The organism is Halorubrum sp. 48-1-W, assembly GCF_003287355.1.
In the GTDB taxonomy this organism is placed as follows: domain Archaea; phylum Halobacteriota; class Halobacteria; order Halobacteriales; family Haloferacaceae; genus Halorubrum.
The window spans coordinates 134,586-152,314 of record NZ_QMIM01000001.1; the positions used below are offsets into that span (position 1 = coordinate 134,586).

The 17,729-nt window shown below is 69.5% G+C and carries 19 protein-coding genes and 1 tRNA gene; 6 read left to right on the forward strand and 14 right to left on the reverse strand.

Annotation, left to right across the window (positions count from 1 at the left end; translation table 11 throughout):
• Positions 1-27 precede the first annotated feature (27 nt).
• The 6 genes from DQW50_RS00770 to DQW50_RS00795 all read right to left on the reverse strand — a co-directional run bounded on the left by DQW50_RS00770 (position 28) and on the right by DQW50_RS00795 (position 5,623).
• Positions 28-987: a helix-hairpin-helix domain-containing protein gene (locus DQW50_RS00770; RefSeq protein WP_157964828.1), complete on the reverse strand. Its 960-nt coding sequence runs from the start codon at positions 985-987 to the stop codon at positions 28-30.
• Positions 988-1,039: 52 nt separating this feature from the next.
• Positions 1,040-1,528, reverse strand: coding sequence for a phage tail protein (locus tag DQW50_RS17760; protein ID WP_157964829.1), 489 nt, complete (start codon positions 1,526-1,528; stop codon positions 1,040-1,042).
• 74 nt (positions 1,529-1,602) lie between these two features.
• A complete protein-coding gene (locus DQW50_RS00780; RefSeq protein WP_112077423.1) occupies positions 1,603-2,043 on the reverse strand; it encodes a phage tail protein in 441 nt (146 codons plus the stop codon).
• A 279-nt stretch (positions 2,044-2,322) separates the two neighbouring features.
• The gene (locus DQW50_RS00785; protein WP_112077424.1) at positions 2,323-3,597 is read right to left on the reverse strand and encodes an amidohydrolase; all 1,275 of its coding nucleotides are present in this window, start codon (positions 3,595-3,597) and stop codon (positions 2,323-2,325) included.
• A 55-nt stretch (positions 3,598-3,652) separates the two neighbouring features.
• A complete protein-coding gene (locus DQW50_RS00790; protein ID WP_112077425.1) occupies positions 3,653-4,900 on the reverse strand; it encodes an ArgE/DapE family deacylase in 1,248 nt (415 codons plus the stop codon).
• 120 nt (positions 4,901-5,020) lie between these two features.
• Positions 5,021-5,623 carry an LURP-one-related/scramblase family protein gene (locus DQW50_RS00795; protein ID WP_112077426.1) on the reverse strand — a complete coding sequence of 201 codons (603 nt, stop codon included), beginning with the start codon at positions 5,621-5,623 and terminating at the stop codon, positions 5,021-5,023.
• A 118-nt stretch (positions 5,624-5,741) separates the two neighbouring features.
• Between DQW50_RS00795 and DQW50_RS00800 the strand changes: the two genes are divergently transcribed.
• The gene (locus DQW50_RS00800; protein ID WP_112077427.1) at positions 5,742-6,614 is read left to right on the forward strand and encodes a DMT family transporter; all 873 of its coding nucleotides are present in this window, start codon (positions 5,742-5,744) and stop codon (positions 6,612-6,614) included.
• Positions 6,615-6,654: 40 nt separating this feature from the next.
• Here the strand turns inward: DQW50_RS00800 and DQW50_RS00805 are convergent, their stop codons facing one another.
• Positions 6,655-7,887, reverse strand: coding sequence for a Zn-dependent hydrolase (locus tag DQW50_RS00805; protein WP_112077428.1), 1,233 nt, complete (start codon positions 7,885-7,887; stop codon positions 6,655-6,657).
• A 97-nt stretch (positions 7,888-7,984) separates the two neighbouring features.
• Positions 7,985-9,661, reverse strand: coding sequence for a thiamine pyrophosphate-binding protein (locus DQW50_RS00810; protein ID WP_112077429.1), 1,677 nt, complete (start codon positions 9,659-9,661; stop codon positions 7,985-7,987).
• A gap of 115 nt (positions 9,662-9,776) precedes the next feature.
• On the opposite strand from DQW50_RS00810, the gene DQW50_RS00815 reads away from it, so the two are divergent.
• The 3 genes from DQW50_RS00815 to tgtA all read left to right on the forward strand — a co-directional run bounded on the left by DQW50_RS00815 (position 9,777) and on the right by tgtA (position 12,893).
• Complete coding sequence (locus DQW50_RS00815) at positions 9,777-10,496, forward strand: SDR family NAD(P)-dependent oxidoreductase (RefSeq protein ID WP_112077430.1); 720 nt, start codon at positions 9,777-9,779, stop codon at positions 10,494-10,496.
• A gap of 76 nt (positions 10,497-10,572) precedes the next feature.
• Positions 10,573-11,340: an SIMPL domain-containing protein gene (locus DQW50_RS00820; RefSeq protein ID WP_112077431.1), complete on the forward strand. Its 768-nt coding sequence runs from the start codon at positions 10,573-10,575 to the stop codon at positions 11,338-11,340.
• Positions 11,341-11,411: 71 nt separating this feature from the next.
• Complete coding sequence (tgtA, locus tag DQW50_RS00825) at positions 11,412-12,893, forward strand: tRNA guanosine(15) transglycosylase TgtA (RefSeq protein ID WP_112077432.1); 1,482 nt, start codon at positions 11,412-11,414, stop codon at positions 12,891-12,893.
• Positions 12,894-12,906: 13 nt separating this feature from the next.
• Here tgtA and DQW50_RS00830 read toward each other — a convergent pair whose 3' ends face one another.
• The 3 genes from DQW50_RS00830 to DQW50_RS00840 form a co-directional block, all read right to left on the reverse strand.
• On the reverse strand, positions 12,907-13,353 hold the full coding sequence (locus DQW50_RS00830) for a pyridoxamine 5'-phosphate oxidase family protein (protein ID WP_112077433.1): 447 nt from the start codon (positions 13,351-13,353) through the stop codon (positions 12,907-12,909).
• A gap of 83 nt (positions 13,354-13,436) precedes the next feature.
• Positions 13,437-14,396 carry a zinc-dependent metalloprotease gene (locus DQW50_RS00835; RefSeq protein WP_112077434.1) on the reverse strand — a complete coding sequence of 320 codons (960 nt, stop codon included), beginning with the start codon at positions 14,394-14,396 and terminating at the stop codon, positions 13,437-13,439.
• Between the two features lie 74 nt (positions 14,397-14,470).
• Positions 14,471-14,773 (reverse strand): hypothetical protein, encoded by a 303-nt coding sequence (locus tag DQW50_RS00840; protein ID WP_112077435.1) that lies wholly within the window; start codon positions 14,771-14,773, stop codon positions 14,471-14,473.
• Between the two features lie 100 nt (positions 14,774-14,873).
• Here DQW50_RS00840 and DQW50_RS00845 point away from each other — a divergent pair, with 100 nt between their 5' ends.
• Both DQW50_RS00845 and DQW50_RS00850 read left to right on the forward strand, forming a co-directional pair.
• The gene (locus DQW50_RS00845) at positions 14,874-15,938 is read left to right on the forward strand and encodes a M20/M25/M40 family metallo-hydrolase (protein ID WP_112077436.1); all 1,065 of its coding nucleotides are present in this window, start codon (positions 14,874-14,876) and stop codon (positions 15,936-15,938) included.
• A 140-nt stretch (positions 15,939-16,078) separates the two neighbouring features.
• Positions 16,079-16,153: transfer RNA gene (locus DQW50_RS00850), tRNA-Glu, on the forward strand.
• Between the two features lie 216 nt (positions 16,154-16,369).
• Here DQW50_RS00850 and DQW50_RS00855 read toward each other — a convergent pair.
• From DQW50_RS00855 to DQW50_RS00865, 3 genes are all read right to left on the reverse strand, one after another.
• Positions 16,370-16,771: a PIN domain-containing protein gene (locus DQW50_RS00855; RefSeq protein WP_112077437.1), complete on the reverse strand. Its 402-nt coding sequence runs from the start codon at positions 16,769-16,771 to the stop codon at positions 16,370-16,372.
• On the reverse strand, positions 16,768-16,965 hold the full coding sequence (locus DQW50_RS00860; RefSeq protein WP_112077438.1) for an antitoxin VapB family protein: 198 nt from the start codon (positions 16,963-16,965) through the stop codon (positions 16,768-16,770). The genes DQW50_RS00855 and DQW50_RS00860 overlap by 4 nt, the downstream gene beginning before the upstream one ends.
• Positions 16,966-17,036: 71 nt before the next feature.
• The gene (locus tag DQW50_RS00865) at positions 17,037-17,633 is read right to left on the reverse strand and encodes a DNA-3-methyladenine glycosylase (protein WP_112077439.1); all 597 of its coding nucleotides are present in this window, start codon (positions 17,631-17,633) and stop codon (positions 17,037-17,039) included.
• Between the last annotated feature and the right edge of the window lie 96 nt (positions 17,634-17,729).

Sequence of the window (17,729 nt, forward strand, 5' to 3'; positions counted from 1 at the left end):
TAGCCGGCGTCGGAAAGTGAACAGGGGTCACCGCTCCCGGACGGACCCGGGCGGGAGGAGTACCCCAGCTGTCCGCAAGAGCGGGAGCACGGCTCGCGGTCCACCGTCGGCGTCGGGGAGTCGGTCCGCCACCCGTCGACCGGGGACGGTCGCGACGCCCTGAGCGAGGAACGACGCGCACCGTGGCGGGTCGGTCCCACGGACCCGTTCACCGGCGTCGAACACCCAGCCCGCGGGGAGGACGCGGTCGCCGGAGAGGTACCCCCCCGCCGAACCGATCGACGCGCTCCGCTCGGGGTCGGCGAGGTCGAACGAGCCCCCGGGACGGAGCACCGTCCCGTTCCGCAGGACGGCAGACAGTTCGTCCCCGGAGACCCGACGGTCCTCGGCGGCGTCCCGAAGCGTCTCTCCGGACATGACCGTGCCCGGACGGACGACGGCCTCGAGGACGGACTCGGCGTCCGTGGGGGGAGTCACCGCCTCGCCGTCCGCCGTTCGTTCGACGAGCACAGCGTAGAGGGTCGGCGCCACTGCGGCCGTCCGCTCCGGCGGACACAACACGACCGCGTCGGCGAGGTCGGACATCTCGGCGTCCGGCCCGACGCGGCGAGGAGTCGGGACGGACACGAGCGCCCGTCCCCAGCGATCGGGGTAGTCGGTGCGCCCCGGTCTCGTCAGGAACGCATGTCCGGGAACGACGACGACGGTGTCGGCGGCGGCCACCGGCCGCGACGTCACGTATCCGCCGGTCGCCTCGTCGGCGTCGCCCGGGCCGGCGGTACGGCCCGTCTCGCCCCCCTCCTCGGCGGCGATCCGCCTCGCGGAGTAGCGGATCTTCCGCGCCCGGGACCGGCCGACGCCGTCGAGGAGGTCGGCCAACTCGTCGACCGGGGCGTTCGCGACGGCCTCGACCGTCTCCAGCCCGTGCTCCCTGAGTCTCCCAGCGCGGACGTCCCCGACCCCGTAGATGGCCTCGAGCGAGCTCACGGCCGGTCCCTCCGACGCCGACCTCGAACGTCGGGGGACGCCGGCGGTCGCGTCATCCAACGTCCACCTCCTCGATGCCGTCGTGTTCCAGTTCGAACGTCTCCGTGGCGAGCCCCGAGCCGAGCGCCGACAGCGTCGGCCCGTCCCACCGCACTGGACGGGCGCGCTCACACCGCCAGGCGCGCGCGGTGTCGCCCCCGTCGTCGAGGAGGGTGACCAGGACCGTCCGCGTCGTCCCGCCGCCGTCGATCCACTCGCGGAACCACTCCCACAGCGCCGTCCCGTCGGCCACGCCCCGCCGGAGTTCGAGCCGCGGCGAGGTCATCGATCGCCCCCCGCCGTCGAGCCCCGTCGTCCGCCGATCGCCCCACGACATGTCACGGGCCAGGACCCGTCGCCAGAGCGGTTCGTCCGACGTCGACCCCGCGGCGTCCCCGACGCGCATCGAGAGGCCGCGGACCTCGCTGAAGCCACCGGCGTCGACCGCGTCTATCTCGACTCGAAACCGGGTGTTCGGGTACGGGTCGGTCCGGTCAGCCACGGCCGGGACACCCCCGGGCCGTTCTCGGCCGTATCGCACGTGTCCGACCCGTCCGTCGTCGACGAGCCCACATGTCACGCGGTCCGTTCCATCCCTTCGTGGACGATCGCGAGCCGTTCGATGGCGACGTCGGACCGATCGGCTGCGAGGTCCGGCGCGGTGTACCGATGGGGCCACGCGTCCCTGAACTCCCAGCGCGGGCCGGCTTCGCCCTCCTCGTCGAGGAGGACCACCGCGATCGGTCGGCGTGCCTCGTCGACCTTCCCCTGTTCGACGAGCCTCCGCCACTCGAAGAGCGCGAGCGAGTCGTCGGTCGCTCCAGCCTCCAAGACGAGCGGGCCGTCCCTGTCGAGTCCCCGGAGCCGTCGCGGTCGAGGCGGATCGGTCCCCTCGCGGTACTCGACGACGTCCGTCCGGGCGGTCGGGAGCGAACAGCGGGTAAACCCCGCCTTGGCGATCCCGTCGATCTCGAGGAGGTACCTGATCCGTCGGTAGGGGCCGTGCCTATCGGGCATTCAGGCCCCTCTCGTTCTTGCGTCTCCGCTCGCCTCCGCGGTTCGCGTCGTCGTGAGCGCTGTCGTGTCGGCCGATGGGGGGAATACGTGTCGTGGTCATGGCGTCCGTCGGTCCGATGGTAATTTCTTGTTGATCGGTAGCATGTGACGATCGGATTACCAACGAGTGACAGTTCACGTAAGTGTATCGGCGAACGGGGGGACCCGACCGACGCGCGGGAGGAACCGACCGACGCACGGGAGGAACCGACCGACGCACGGGAGGAACGCCGAGAGCCGTCACTCCGCCGTCGACACCGACCGGATCGCGTCGGTCAACACGTCGACCGCGAGAGGGATGACGGCCTCGTCGACGTCGAACGTCGCGGTGTGGTGGCCGGTGGGGTTGCTCGAGCCGAAGCCCACGTAGGTCGCGTCGCCGCCGTTTCGCTGAACCGCCCGCATCAGCCGGGTCGCGTCCTCGCTACCGCCGAGCGCGTCACCCTCGTCGGGCGTGACCGTGGTGTCGTGGCCCGACGCGGCCGCGGAGACGACGTCGACGAGCGCGTCGTCGCACTCACAGCTCGGCGTCCCGTCGCCGAACTCGACGTCGACGTCGCAGCCGTGGAGCTCGGCCGCACTCCGGAGCGTTCTCTCAGCGTGGTCAGCGACGTACTCCCGGAGCTCCGTCGTCGTTCCCCTGACCTCGCCCCGGAGCGAGGCGGACTCGGGGACGATGTTCGTCGCGGTCCCGCCCTCGATCTCGCCCACGTTGATCCGCGTCGCGCCGTCGCCGTGTCGGGGGATCGCGTACAGGTTCCCGACCGCGGTCGACAGCGCCTGGACGGCGTTCGCGCCCTCGTGCGGACTGTTACCCGCGTGGGCCGGGGACCCCTCGAACGTCGCCTCGAAGCCGTTGACCGCGAGGAACGACTCGATGCCGGGGTACACGACCCCCGTCTCCACGTCGAGGCCGACGTGGACGGCGAGGAGCGAGTCGACGTCCTCGAGGTGGCCGCTACCGACGACGGAGGCCGCGCCCGCGCCCAACTCTTCGGCGGGCTGGAACAGGACCTTGAACGTGCCCGCGAAGTCGCTCTCCTTCACCGCCTCGAGGACGCCGACGCCGATGGCGGCGTGGGCGTCGTGGCCGCAGGCGTGCATGCGCTCCTCGTAGCGCGACCCGAACCCCTCTACAGCCGGGAGGTGGTCGGGGTCGTCCGACTCCGACTGGGGGAGGCCGTCGATGTCGACGCGGAGGAGGACGGTCGGGCCCTCGCCCTTCCGGAGGACCGCCAGCGCGCCGGTGTAGCCGTCCTCGACTTTCGAGAGCACGTTCTCGTCGACGCCGGTCTCGCGAGCCCGCTCACGAGCGCTCTCCAGTTGGTCGTCGGTCGGGGGGCGGAGCCGTTCCTCGCGGTGGACCTCACGGCCGACGTACAGCTCGTCGGGACCGATCGCCTCCAGCTCCTCGACGATCCGGCCGGTGGTGTAGAACTCGCGCCAACCGATCTCCGGCCGCTCGTGGAGGTCGCGACGCAACTCGATCAGTCGGGACTGTGATTTCGCGTTCACGACGGAAGGTCGACGGAAGGACGTTTAAGCGTTGACCCAGCGGCGATCGCAGGGGTCAGTACGACTCGAGCGTCTCCGCAGTCGCGTCGGCGATCATCTCACACGCGAGCTCGACGTCGTCCCACTCGATGTGCTCGTCGGGCTTGTGTGCGAGGTCGACCGAGCCGGGTCCGAAGACGACCGTCGGGATCCCGGCTGCGAGGTAGTGCCGGGCGTCGGTGCCGGCGGTGAACCCCTCGTAAGTCGGTTCGATCCCGCGGGTAGCCGCGGCCGCTGACACGCGCTCGACGACCGGTTCGTCCCGGCTCACCTCCGACCCCTCGAACTGGACGGAGAAGCGCTCGAACGCGGGCGGATGCTCGGTGAGCCACTCGCTTTCGGCGACGACCTCGTCGAGCCGCTCGCGGTACTCGGCTTCGACCCCGTCGACCGTCTCCTGGGGGGCGACGCCGATCCGGATCTCCGAGGTGAGGTGGGCGGGAACGGACGAGGCCCAGTCGCCCGCCTCGACGGTGCCGAAGTTGACCGGCCACGGGTTGTCGTACGCTGTGTAGAGGGGGTGGGTGACGCGCTCGGCGCGCTCGCGTTCGAGGTCCTCGAACGCGTGGCGGATCCGCTCGAAGTGCGGGAGCACTGACTCGCCCTCCCACGTGCGAGCGGCGTGGGCCGACTCGCCGAACACCTCGAGCCGCTTCATCAGGCTCCCCTCGGCGGCGACGACGAGCGAGAAGTCGGTGGGTTCGGCGATGATCGCCGCGTCGCGCTCGAAGGGATACGGGTTCTTCTCGGCGGCGACCGCTGCGCCGATCCCGCCCTCCTCCTCGCCGGCGACGCCCTCGACGACGATCCGGCCGTCGAGGCCGAGCTCGTCCGCGCGCGCCTCGACGGCGAGCGCGGCGAAGACGCAGGCAGCGACGCCCGACTTCATGTCCAGCGACCCGCGACCGTAGAGGCGACCGTCCTCCCAGCGGGGGTCGAAGGGGTCCACCGTCCAGGAGTCCTCGTCGACCGGGACCACGTCGACGTGGCCGTTCAACACGACCGCCGGGCCGGCGTCGGGGTCGCCGAGTTCGAGGACGCCCCCGATGCTCGGCCGGTCCTCCAGATCGAGCGTCTCGATCGGCGGGAACGACGGGTGCGCCTCCAGGACGGCCGGGTCGGGCTCCCACTCGTACACCTCGAAGCCGAGGTCGGCGAGGTGCTCGCGGAACCAGGCTTGAACCTCGGCCTCCTCGCCGGGATAGCTCTCGAAGGAAACCAGTTCTCGGATCGTCTCCCGCAACTCGTCTTCGCGGACGTCCATACTACCGGGGTATCACGACCACCCATAACAGATTTCGGATCGCGTGGCCGGGGACCGTGACACACGCCTCACCGCCGGCGAGCGTCGGCGCCGGCCGGCTCGCTGGTTCTCCGACGCGTCTCACTGATTCTCCAACGCGTCGAGGATACACGCGGAGGCGATCACCGCCTCCCTCGGCACGTCGCCGGCGTCGTCGACGCTGACCGTGTAGGCGTCCCGCAGGGAGAACTTCCCTTCGATGTCGCCGACGTGGTCGCCGTCGGCGTCGAATATCTCGTACTTGTTCGGGACGAGGTTCGCGACGCTCACGAGGTGTCTGAGCACGGAGAGGGGTTTGCTCTTCGATCGGATCGTCGCCAGCGTCGCCCCCGTCTCGGGGTCCCGAATCGTCCAGTTCTCGACGAAAAGCGAGAGGTCCTCGTCGAGGACGACGACCTCCTCGCCGGTCCCCGCGTCGATGAGCGTGTAGTTCCCCGCGACGTCCATGATCCCGCCCGCCTTGACGGTGAACGCGTCCGCACCGTCGCCGGTGACGAACGGGAACTCCTCTTTCAGCTTGAACAGCTTCTGTTTCCCGCGGAGGACGACGGTGCCGGCGCTGTCACGCACGGTGTACTTGTTCCGGACCGCGGACTGTTTCACCTCGTAGCGGTCGTCGGAGAGGTCGAGCGTCGAGATGTCGTAGCGGTTCGGCCGCGACCCGGGAGTGGAGGGCTCGTCCATGGGTAAGGCGTCGTCACGGTCCGCAAAAAGGTTCCGTTCGACGGGCGGGGGCGGACTCAGCACCCGGCACGTCGCTCGATCGAACGCCTCTTGACCCGACCGATCGTCCGGAGGAACGATGGATCTCGGCCTCGGGTTCGCGCTCGTCGCCGCCGTCGTCTGGGGCGTCTACCTGTTCGTACTGAAACGGTGGTTCGAGGGCTACTCCCCTGCCGCGCTCACCGTCCGTATCAACGCGTTCGCGCTGGCGTGGTACGCCCCCATGGTCCTCACGGACCGGAGCGCTTCGGCGGCGGCGCTCGGCGGCTTCGGGGCCGCCGAGGTCGGGATCGTCGCGCTCACCGTCACGGCGACCGCACTCGCGTTCGTCCTCTTCTTGCGGGCGATCGCGGAGGGGCAGGTCTCGTACGTGGCGCCGATCAACAAGGTCGTGCCGATGTTCGTCCTCCCGCTCGAGGTGGTGCTCCTCGGGGAGGTGTTGGGTCCCGTCCAGGTCCTCGGCGTACTGGTCGCGACGGTCGCGGTGTACGTCGCCAACTACGAGCCGGGCGGGTTGTTCGAGCCGGTTCGCAAGGCGGCCGCGTCGCGCCCGGCCCAGCTCGCGCTGGTGAGCGCGATGTGTTACGCGGTGAGCGATCTGGGCAAACGCGTCGCGCTCCAGGAGCTCGCGCTCCCCGGGACGCTGTGGGTCCCGCTACTACTGATCGGCGTCGCGGTCGTTCTGCTTCCGAGCGCGGTCCGTCACCCGCCCTCGGGGGTCCGTGCGGACCTCCCGAAACTGGCCGCTGCGGGCGGGATCGTCGCGGTCGGCGAGCACGTCACGACGCTCGCGTTCGCGCTGTTGCCCGCCAGCATCGCCTCGCCGGTGATCAACACACAGGCGATCGTCGCGGTCGTCCTCGGCGGCGTCCTGCTCGGCGAGCGCTACTTCCGCGTCCGCCTGATCGCGGCGCTGCTCGCGGTGATCGGCGTGGCGCTGATCGCGCTTTGAGCGGGCGACCGCTTCTCCGCGTCCGCCAGCCGCCTCAGCTTCACCCCGCGTCCGCCAGCCGCCTCACCGTCTCCGCGTACACGCGTGCCCCCTCGACGGCGTCCTCCCACTCGGTGAATTCGGCCTCGTTGTGGGTCTTCCCGTCGACGCTCGGCACGAACAGCATGGCCGTGTCCGTTATCTCGTTCACGTAGCTCGCGTCGTGGCCGGCCCCGCTCACCATCGCGCGGTGGGACGCGCCGACCGCGTCGGCGGCGGCAAGCGCCGTCTCGGCGACGAGCGGGGAGAACTCGGTGTGTGGGATCCGCCAGATCTCCTCGAGCTCGTACTCGACGCCCTCGCGCTCGCAGGCGGTCGCGACCTCGCGTTCGACCGCCTCGACGAGTTCGCCGACGACCGCGTCGTCGTAGCTCCGCACGTCGACGGTGAACCGGACCGCGGAGGGGATGACGTTGATCGAGTTCGGCTCCACCTCGAGTTCGCCGACCGTCGTGACCACGTCGTCCGCGAAGCGGTTCGACAGCCGCCGAACCGCCGTGACGACGTCGGCAGCGGCGACGAGCGCGTCGTTCCGGGAGTGTACCGGCGAGGGACCGGCGTGATCGGCGTCGCCGTGGACCGTCACCTCGAGCCACGCCATCCCGAGTACGCCCTCGACGACACCGACCGAGAGGCCCTCCTCCTCGAGTTTCGGACCCTGTTCCACGTGGAGTTCGAGCGAGGAGTGGTACTCCTCGCGGGGTCCGACAGGCTCGTCGCCGCGGTACCCGATCGCTTCGAGCGCCTCCGCGACGGTCACGCCGTCGGCGTCGGTATGACCGAGCACCTCCTCGAGGTCGAGTTCGCCGGTGAACGCGCCGCTCCCCATCAGCGCCGGCTTGAACCGCGACCCCTCCTCGTTGGTCCAGTTCACGATCTCGATCGGTCGGCGGTGTTCGACGCCCTCCTCGTCGAACGCCCGGAGCGTCTCCAGCGCGGAGAGGACGCCGAGCTGGCCGTCGAACCGGCCGCCGTACGGCTGGGAATCGAGGTGCGAGCCGATCAACACCGGCTCGGCGTCGGGATCGGTCCCCTCCGCACGGCCGAACGTGTTTCCGATCCCGTCTATCCGGACGTCGAGCCCGAGGTCCTCCAGGTCCGAGACGAACAGGTCGCGCACCTCCAGGTCCTCCTCCGAGAGCGTCAGCCGGTGGAGCCCGTCCGCGTCGGTGCGACCGATCGCCGAGTAGCGTTCGAACGTCTCCCTGAACCGTTCGGGGTCGATGGTGACCATATCGTCCACTCGTCGAAGGGGCAACTAAATCCAGCGGCCGGGCGACCGCGAGCGGATCGGGGTCGATCACGGGCCGGAACTGCGAGCGAGTCGGCCCTCAGTCGTGGATGGCGACGTCGAGGACCGTCGGGCCGTCCCGCCGTCGGGCGGCCGTGATGGCGTCGGCGATCGCGTCGGAGTCGTCGACGAGTTCCCCCGTCGCCCCGTAGCTCTTCGCGTTCGCGGGGATGTCCATCGGCGGCTCGAAGTCCATCGCGGTGAAGTCGTGATCGGCCTCCTCGCCGCCCAACACTCGAAGCGTGTTGTCCTTCAGGATCCGGTAGTTCCGGTTGTCGGCGACGACGGTGGTGAGACTCACGTCGTGTCGCACGGCCGAGTAGATCGCCTGCGGGTAGTAGAAGTACGAGCCGTCGCCGATGAACGCGACGACGTCGCGGGGATCGGGACGCTCGCGTTCGGCGATGGCCGCACCGATCCCTGCGGGGAGCCCGTAGCCGAGCCCGCCGCTTTTGTTCCCGATCCACTGCTCGGGACCGAGCGGGACGTTGTACTGGACCGCGCGCCCCGAGGTGACCCCCTCGTTGACGATGAGCGCGTCCGAGGCCGCCTCCGCCATCGCCTCCCCGAGCTGGCCCTTGGAGGCGCGCGGGTCGTCCGGGTCCGGAGCGGGCGGTCGGCGAGCCTCGCGGAACTCCGCGACTCGTTCACGGGCACGCTCCAGCCTCGCGTCGCGTTCGCTCGCGGAGAGTTCGCCGGAGACCAGCTCCGTGAGCTCGCGGAACACGTGTTCCGGATCGCCGAGCACCGACGCGTCCGCGGGCCAGTTCTTGCCGAGCTCCCAGCCGTTCGGGCCGATCTGGACGATCGTCGCGTCCGGGAGGAGCTCCTCGTCGTGGGCGAGTGACGTCGTCGTGGACCCACAGCCGACGAAGACGACCGTGTCGCCGTCGACGGTCTCGATGAACCCGGGTTCGGTTCCCGGCACCGCCCCACCCCACAGCTCGTGGTCGGTCGGGAAGTTGGACTCGGCGGTGATGAACTCGCCGTGGACGCGGACGCCGGTCGCCTCCGCGAACTCGACCGCGGCCCGTACCGCGTCGGCACCCGACCGGGCGACCTCGTCGCCGATCACCATCACGGGTTCGTCGGCCGCCGCCACGAGGCGTGCCGCGGCGGCGACCGCGTCGGGGTCGCCCCGCCCCGCGTCGGGGATCGGGCCGAGCCGCTGGACGTCGGCGTCGGTCTCGTCCTTCATCACGTCGATCGGTAACTCGAGGAAGACGGGGCCAGTCGGCGGGGTGAGCGCCTGTCGGACCGCGCGTCGGAGCATCGCCGGCAGGGCCTCGACGGACGGGATCGACGCGCTCCACTTCGTGTACTGGTCGACCAGCGCCTCGAGGTCGCCGTGGAGGATGGGCTCTTCGTGTTGGAAGTCCGTGTCGTAGTTGCCCGCGGTGACGAGGAGCGGCGACCCGGAGAAGGCGGCGCCGATGACGTTGCCCACGCCGTGGGCGAGCCCCGGCGCGACGTGGAGGTTGGTGACGCCGAGCGGGTTCACCGAGTCGTCGTGGTGTGAGTGATATCTTCGTGCCGTCGCGTACCCGGCGGCCATGCCGGTCGCGACGTCCTCGTGGAGGGCGAGAACGTACTCGATCGAGCTGTCGGCGACCGCCTGGACGGTCGGCAACTCCGTCGTTCCGGGGTTCCCGAAGACGTGTTCCACGCCGTACTCCTCCAACGCTTCGACCAGATATTCCGCCCCGGTAACGGTCATGTCTGAAGCGACTCGCCCGACCGAAAAAACCGTTTGGGCCTCGGAACGCCCGGCCGACGAACGGACTTCGCCTCCGCGGGCTGAACTTTTGACCCGCCGGGCCGAACGTACGCCCATGACGCACACTGTCGTCGTCGCCGGCGTCGGTCCCGGACTCGGCGCGTCGATCGCACGGACGTTCGCTGCCGAGGGGTGTCGAGTCGCACTGTTCGCCCGGTCGACGGCGTACATCGAGGAGCTCGCTGTCGACCTCCCGGAGCCGGGCGAGGGGCTCGCGGTCCCGGTCGACCTGACCGACCCCGACGCGATCCGTGACGGGTTCGACGCGGTTCGCGAGGCGTTCGGTCCGGTGGACGTCCTCGTCAACCACGCGAGCGCGGCCTCCTGGACCGGGCTCCTCGACACCGGCGTCGAGGAGTTCGAGGAGTCGTGGGCGGTCAACGGGCGCGGCGCGTTCGTCTGCTCGCGGGAGGCCGTCCCCGACATGCTCGAGACGGGTAGCGGGACCGTGATATTCACCGGAGCGACCTCCGCGGTACGGAGCCGTGGCGGGGCGATCGGTTTCACGGCCGCGAAGTTCGCCGCCCGCGGGATGGCGATGGACATCGCCCAGGAGTTCGGGCCGGAGGGGGTCCACGTCGCCCACGTCGTCATCGACGGCCAGATCGACTCGCCCGAGGCTCGCGAGCGGCAGCCGGACCGCGACGCGGAGACGTTCCTCGACCCCGACGAGCTGGCCGAGACGTACTGGCACCTCGTCGAGCAGGACGACGTCGGCACACAGCCGTTCGAGGTCCACGTGACGAACGGACCGCGTCCCTCGGAGTTCATCTGAAGACGGCCGACCGATCGGACAAACGGCTCTTTGTGTATTCGCTGTGTTATAGCTCCCTCCCGCCCTCCTCGGAGGTATGACACGACGGAGACGGCTCGTCGCTGGCGTCGGAGTGGCGCTCCTCGTCCTCCTGGCCGGCTGTTCGGGAGCCATGGGAACGTTGGACGGTACCGACTCGAACGATCCGGAGCCGACCGGGACGGACGACCTCGAGCGGTCGATCGAGGTGGCCGCGGAGGGCGAAGCGTCCGCGGAGCCCGACCGCGCGACCGTGCTGGTCGCGGTCGAGTCGACCGGGGCGGACGCGCGAACCGTCCGCCGCGAGCTCGCTGAGGGAGACGACGAGCTCCGGGGTGCGCTGTACGACTGGGGGCTGAGCGAGGACGACGTGCGTACCGAGCGCTACGACATCCGCGAGACGCGCGAGACTCGTCGCGAGGCGAACCACAGCGAGTACGTCGGCGTCCACGTCTACGCGATCGACATCGACGACGTCGACGCGGTCGGCGAGGTCATCGACGTCGCGGTCGACGCCGGTGCCGACGGCGTCGATCGGGTCCAGTTCGGGCTCTCGGACGAGCGCGAGGATGCCCTCCGCGAGGAGGCGCTCGGCGACGCGATGGACAACGCCCACACCGAGGCCGACACGCTCGCTTCCAACGCCGACCTCGAGGTGACCGGCGTCTACACCGTCTCGACGACGAACGTCCGAACGGACCCGTACACGAGCAGGGCTCCCGCCGAGTCCGACGACACAGCGGGCGGACCCGGAACCGGGATCGAGGTCGGCGACGTCGACGTCAGCGTCACGGTCCGGGTCGTGTTCGGGGCCGATCGGGCGTGAACTCCGTCCCGCGCTGAGGGGGGTTCCCGCCCGAACGCAACCCTTACCGCCCGGCTGTCCGCAGTCGGGGTATGCGCGACCACTTCGAGATACGGGACCACGACGCTGCCGGCCGGATCGGTCGGCTCGAGGTCCCTCGCGCCGGCGTCACCGTCGAGACGCCGGCGCTCCTGCCCGTCGTCAACCCCAACGTGCTCACGGTCGAGCCCGAGCGGCTCCGGACCGAGTTCGGCGCGGAGATGCTCATCACGAACTCCTACATCATCCGGAGCACCGACCGGATCCGAGACCGCGTGCTCGAGGCGGGCCTTCACGACTTCCTCGGGTTCGACGGCGCGATCATGACCGACTCGGGGTCGTTCCAGCTGGCCGAGTACGGCGACATCGACGTCACCACGGGGGAGATCCTCGAGTTCCAGCGCCGGATCGGCAGCGACGTGGCGACGCCCGTGGACGTGCCCACGCCCCCGGACGTCGATCGCGAGCGAGCCGAGCGGGAGCTCGCGACGACCGAGCGGGCGCTCGCGGACGCGGAGGCCGCCGACACCGGCGACATGCTCGTCAACGCTCCCGTCCAGGGGTCGACGTACCCGGACCTGCGGGAGACAGCGGGGAGACACGCCGCCGGGACCGACCTCGACGTGTTCCCGGTCGGCGCGATGGTACCCCTCATGAACGCCTACCGCTACGCCGACGTCGTCGAGGCGGTGCTGGCGGCGAAACGCGGACTCGAGCCGGACTGCCCCGTCCACCTGTTCGGCGCGGGCCACCCGATGACGCTCGCGCTCGCGGTCGCGATGGGCTGTGACCTGTTCGACTCGGCCGCCTACGCGTTGATGGCGCGCGACGGACGCTACCTCACGGTGTCGGGGACCGAGCACCTCGCGGAGCTGTCGTACTTCCCGTGTTCGTGTCCGGTGTGTGCCGAACACGCGCCCGCGGACCTCCGCGAGGGCGACGACGACCGGGCCGAACGGCTACTCGCCGAGCACAACCTCCACGTCACCTTCGAGGAGGTCCGCCGGATCAAAGCCGCCATCCGCGACGGCTCGCTCCTCGAACTGGTCGACCGGCGCGCCCGCGGGCATCCGGCACTGCTCGACGGCTACCGCGCGCTACTCGATCACGCGGCACAGCTCGAGGCGACCGATCCCGTCTCGAAGGACGCCTTCTTCTACACCTCCCACGAGTCCGCGCGTCGCCCGGAGGTCCGCCGCCACCACGACCGGCTGACGCGGCTCGAGACCCCCGGGGACCTCCTTCTCACGGAGTCGAAGCCACCCTCGTCCCACGACCACGACGCGGTCTGGCGGGTGAAACCGCCGTTCGGGCCCTTCCCGCGGGCGCTCTCGGAGACGTATCCGCTCACTGCCGAGACCCCTGACCGGGTCGACACCACAGCCCAGACCGCGGCCGCCGAGGGCGTGCGCCGGCTCGCCGAGGCCAACCCGGGGACCGCGATCACCCTCGGTCACGACGGGTGGGCGGCGACGGCGCTCGACCGCGTCCCCGACCGCGTCGTGGTCGACGACCTCCGGGAGATCGGTCGATAAGCCCCGTCTCCGTTCAGTCCCTCCGGTCCGGCATCCGCTCGGTGAAGTCCCACGAGTGGAGCCGCTCCGGCTCGATCCGCACGTGAACCTCCTCGCGGTCCGGTCGGAGGAGTCGGTCGGCGAGTTCGTTATCGGTTCCACCGAGGTACCGCTCCAGAAGCGACCGGAGGAGGCGTTCGTCCTCGTCCGGGGACACCGTCACCCGGCCGCGACCGCGGACGCCCATGTAGGGCGGGTCGTTCGTCGAGACCTCGAACGAGACGCGGTCGTCGGCCTCGAAGAAGGCGACCACGTCGGCGTCCGCGCCGGTCGCACAGTGGATCGCTCCGTCCCACCGGAACCACAGCGACACCATCCAGGGATCGCCCGCGGGCGTCCGACACCCGATTCGGATCGGGATCCGGGCGTCCGCGAGGAACTCGTCGACGCGCGACCGGTCCCACGGGCCGGTGGGGTCCATGCGATCCGTGGGGGCGCGACCGGGGTAAAACCACCGTCCGGGTCGACGGGTCGGTCCCGACGGTCCACGCCTCGCCCGCGCCGTCAGGGGTCGACCCGCGTCAGCCAGGCCATCGGGTCGTCGATCTCCCCGTCGGTCGGGAGGTGCTCCGGGCGCTCCCACACCGCGCTCGCGGCGGCCAACCCGCGCTCGTTCGCGACCCGTTCGAAGAAGGCGGCCCCGCGTTCGTACTGGCGGCGTTTGAGCCCGAGCCCGAGGAGGCGTCGCGCGATCCGCGTCATCGGCCCGCCGCCGCCCCGCCGTTCGTCGATCTTACGGCGTAAGTCGGCGTACTCGTCGTCGAACGCGCGGTCCATCAACAGCTCCGCGTACCCCTCGACCGCGGTCATAGCGGTCTGGAGTTCGACGAACGCGTCGGGGTCGAGCCCGCTCGCGCTCACGCCGTCGATCCCGCGTTCGACGCGTGACTCCAGGTATCCCGACAGCCATGGGGCTGTGCCGAACTCCGCGGCGTGGGTCACCTCGTGGAAGGCGATCCACCTGCGGAACCGCGGGTACGCCACGTCGAGGTCCGCAGCGACCGAGACGACGTTCGGGTGGACGAAGTAGAGCCCGTGGTCGGCAGTCGGCTCGTCGGCGAGCAGTAGCGGGTCGTACTGGCCGAGCACGTTTCGCGCGAGAAAGCCCAGCGCGAACGCCATGGATCCGGTGTTGACGACCCGCGAGAGCCCCGGCATCGCCGGGGTCGCTGTCGCCTCGATCGGCTTCATGACGTTCCGGAACGTCTCGAGGTTCGCGTCGATCCAGTGGTGTCGGTTCTGGACTTCGATCGTCTCCGGGACCGCGAAGTCGACCCCCGCGACCTCCCGGAGCCGGTCGCGCGCGTCCCGCACGTCCGTCGCGTACCCCCGCCGGTCGGCGGGCGTCAGATCGAGGGCTCCCGGCACCGTGCTCGCTTTCGCCGCCTCTCCGGCGTTCTCCCAGTCGACGACGCCGGTTCCGGAGGCTTCGGCGACCGCACGGAGGCTTCGGAGGATGTCCATGTGGAGACGAGGTGTGCCGGCTTCAAGTCGCTTGTGTCGACTCGACCTCGAGAATTCGCGTCCGCCCGACCGCTTCAGGTTCCGAGTTCGTCGATCTCCGTGGCGTCCTCGAGGTCGTCGCCGAGTACGCGCGCTGCTACGACGCCCAGGACTGCGAGGAGCGCGACGACCGCCAGCGCCAGCCCGACCGATCTCGCCGAGACCCCGCAACACGGGAGCGAACCGCCGCTCGCGTCCTCGTCGTCGCTCGCCTCGTTGGCTCCCTCGACGTCGGGTTTCTCGTCCGACCCCCCGCCACCGAGGAGACCGTGTTCCCCGATCCGGATCGCTCCCTCGTCCAAGTGGACCTCGAGCAACGTGAGTGACTTCTCGCTCATGACCGACCGTTCTCGCGCCGGGCGCTTAACCGTGGCGTCGATCGGGACGACCCGCGGACGGAACCGCGACCTTCTTTTCTTTCGATACGAACGGGAGCGCATGGACGACCCTCGCCGAGCGTTCCTCGACGACCTGCTCGCGACGCCGAGCCCCTCCGGGTTCGAGACGGCGACCCAGCGCGTCTGGATCGACTACGTCTCTGCGTTCGCCGACGACGTCAGCATCGACGCGTACGGCAACGCCGTCGCGGTCCACGAGGGTGACCCGGACGCCCCGACGGTCGCCGTGGCGGGCCACGCAGACGAGATCGGGTTCATCGTCCGCGACGTGCTCGAGGAGGGGTTCCTCCGGATCGCCCCGGTCGGCGGCTCCGACCGCACCGTCACGAAGGGTCAACACGTCACCGTCCACGCCGACGATCCCGTCCAGGGCGTCGTCGGACAGACCGCGATCCACCTCCGTGACCCCGAAAGCGACGAGTACGAAGCGATCGAGGGACAGTTCGTCGACGTGGGCGCGACCGACGCCGAGGAGGCCCGCGAACACGTTTCGGTGGGCGACCCGGTCACGTTCTCGAGCGGGATCGAGGAGCTCGTCGGCTCCCGGATCGCCGCCCGCGGGATCGACAACCGGACCGGGATCTGGGCCACTGCGGAGGCGCTCCGTCGCGCAGTCACGGCCGACGTCGACGCCACCGTGTACGCGGTCTCGACCGTCCAGGAGGAGGTCGGACTCCGGGGCGCGCGGATGATCGGGTACGACCTCGCTGCGGTCGACGCGTTCGTCGCCGTCGACGTCACCCACGCGACCGACAACCCGGACGTCGACGCCCAGCGCCGTGGTCCCGTCGAACTTGGCTCCGGTCCGGTGATCGCCCGCGGTAGCGCGAACCACCCCGTCCTCGTCGACCTCGCGCGTGACGCCGCGGACGACGCCGATATCGACGTCCAGTACCAGGCGGCCGGGACGCGGACGGGCACGGACGCCGACGCGTTCTACACCGCCCGCGGCGGGGTTCCGTCGCTCACCGTCTCGATCCCGAACCGGTACATGCACACGCCCGTCGAGGTCGTCGACCTCGAGGACCTGGACCGCGTGGCAGCCCTGCTCGCAGCCGTCGCCGACGCGGCCGACGCGGTCGACTCGTTCGCGGTCGATCTCTGAGAACGCGGGCACGATATCTGAGGACGCGGGCGGCACGAACGACCGCCTCGTCCGCGACAAACCGAGACACGGCGCGGTCGAAACGGAACTGTTTTACTGCGGAACTCCCTACCTGAAACTGCGACGGGACGCGGACACACGCTCTGGTGGTGTAGTCCGGCCAATCATCTTGCCCTCTCACGGCAAGGACCAGGGTTCAAATCCCTGCCGGAGCATCCTTTTCGCCACGCGGCCGCTATGACGCGATAGCAACCGAATCGGTATCCGGCAACCAACGACGGATCGGTGAACCGGAGCTCACGCCAGTCGTTCGGAAATACCCGGTCACTCGGCAGCACACATCCATCGAGAACGAGCATCCGCGAACTCCACGACATCTGTGTGTACTTCTTCGGCCGAGTCGTGTATCCCGTGCGCCAAACGCGGTTGTGCTATCGGTCGTCACGACGGATGTTCGTGACGTCGATAACGTCCGTGAGGAGCCGCGTCTCGAAATCGCTGTCAGCGACAACGAGTTCGTCACCAGTGGACCGCGCGGTCGCCGTAACGAGGAGATCTCTCGCGGCCATGCGTTCCCCGTCGTCCATCAACTGGTCTTGTATTCGCCCGGCCTCCAAGGCGATTCGTTCGTTGAGATCGAGGGCGCGGACACCGCCGAACTCCTGGCGAACCGTAACGACATCCGTACTTCCCGAACCAACCACTCCGTCGATCACTTCGAAGACACAGAGCGAAGAGGTTAGGTAGGGTTGCCCTCGGTCTTCGACGAACTCGACGACATCCGGAACGCCTTCGAGCATATCGATAATGACGGAGGAATCGAGAAACGTCACCGTTTAAAGCTCTCCCGAGAGCGTTTCACGGCTTCTCGCGCCCGGTCAGCCTGCTCTTCGTTCCACGCACCGATATTGATGGGAGCCTCGCTCTGTGCCAGGCGTTCAAGGAGCTCGTCAAACGTCTCGTCCTCCCTCTTCAGCCGCTCCAACATCCGTTTCGTGTGATCGGAGACTCGTATTGACGTGCTCATGTGTATACAGTCTGTATACACCGACAACTATTTTTCGCCTTGCTCGGTGTTGTGTCTGATTCAAGCGATTTTCACGATTCATACTCGGCCCAGATGTATCGTGTCCCGTAACTCCGGTAGGGCCGCCACACCTCGGCGATCTCGCGCATCTCGTCGCGGGTCAGCTCCTCGCCGTCGTTGTACACCTGCTCCAACCCCTTCCGCACCGCGAGGTCGCCGAGCGGCAACACGTCCTCGCGGCCGAGCGCGGAGATGAGGTACATCCGGGCGGTCCACTCGCCGACCCCGCGGATCTCGGTCAGCTCCTCGATGACCGCCTCGTCGTCGTGGTCGGCGAGCCCCTCCCGGCTCAGGTCGGCACCGCCGTCACGGAACGCCTCCCCGGCCGACCGGAGGTACTCGACTTTCGTGCGGCTGAGGCCGGCCCCGCGCAGGTCGCCCTCGTCGGCGGTTATCACGCGCTCGGGGGTCGGGTCGCCGCCGAGAACGCCGAGGAACCGCTCGTGAATGGCTGTGGCGGAGGCGGTCGAGAGCTGCTGGTTCACGATCGAGGTACAGAGACGCGCGAACTCGTCGTCCGCGGGCTCGATCGCGAGCCGTCCGTGTCGGTCGACGAGCGTCGCCATCCTCGGGTCCTCGCGCAGGGTCGCCGTGATCCGGTCGTCCATTACTCCGACGTCGGGTCCGAAGCCACGTGTACGGCTCGATCCCCGACTCAGAATAAACTTACCTTGCGTTTCTCGTTTCGGAAATGGAAACGTTGA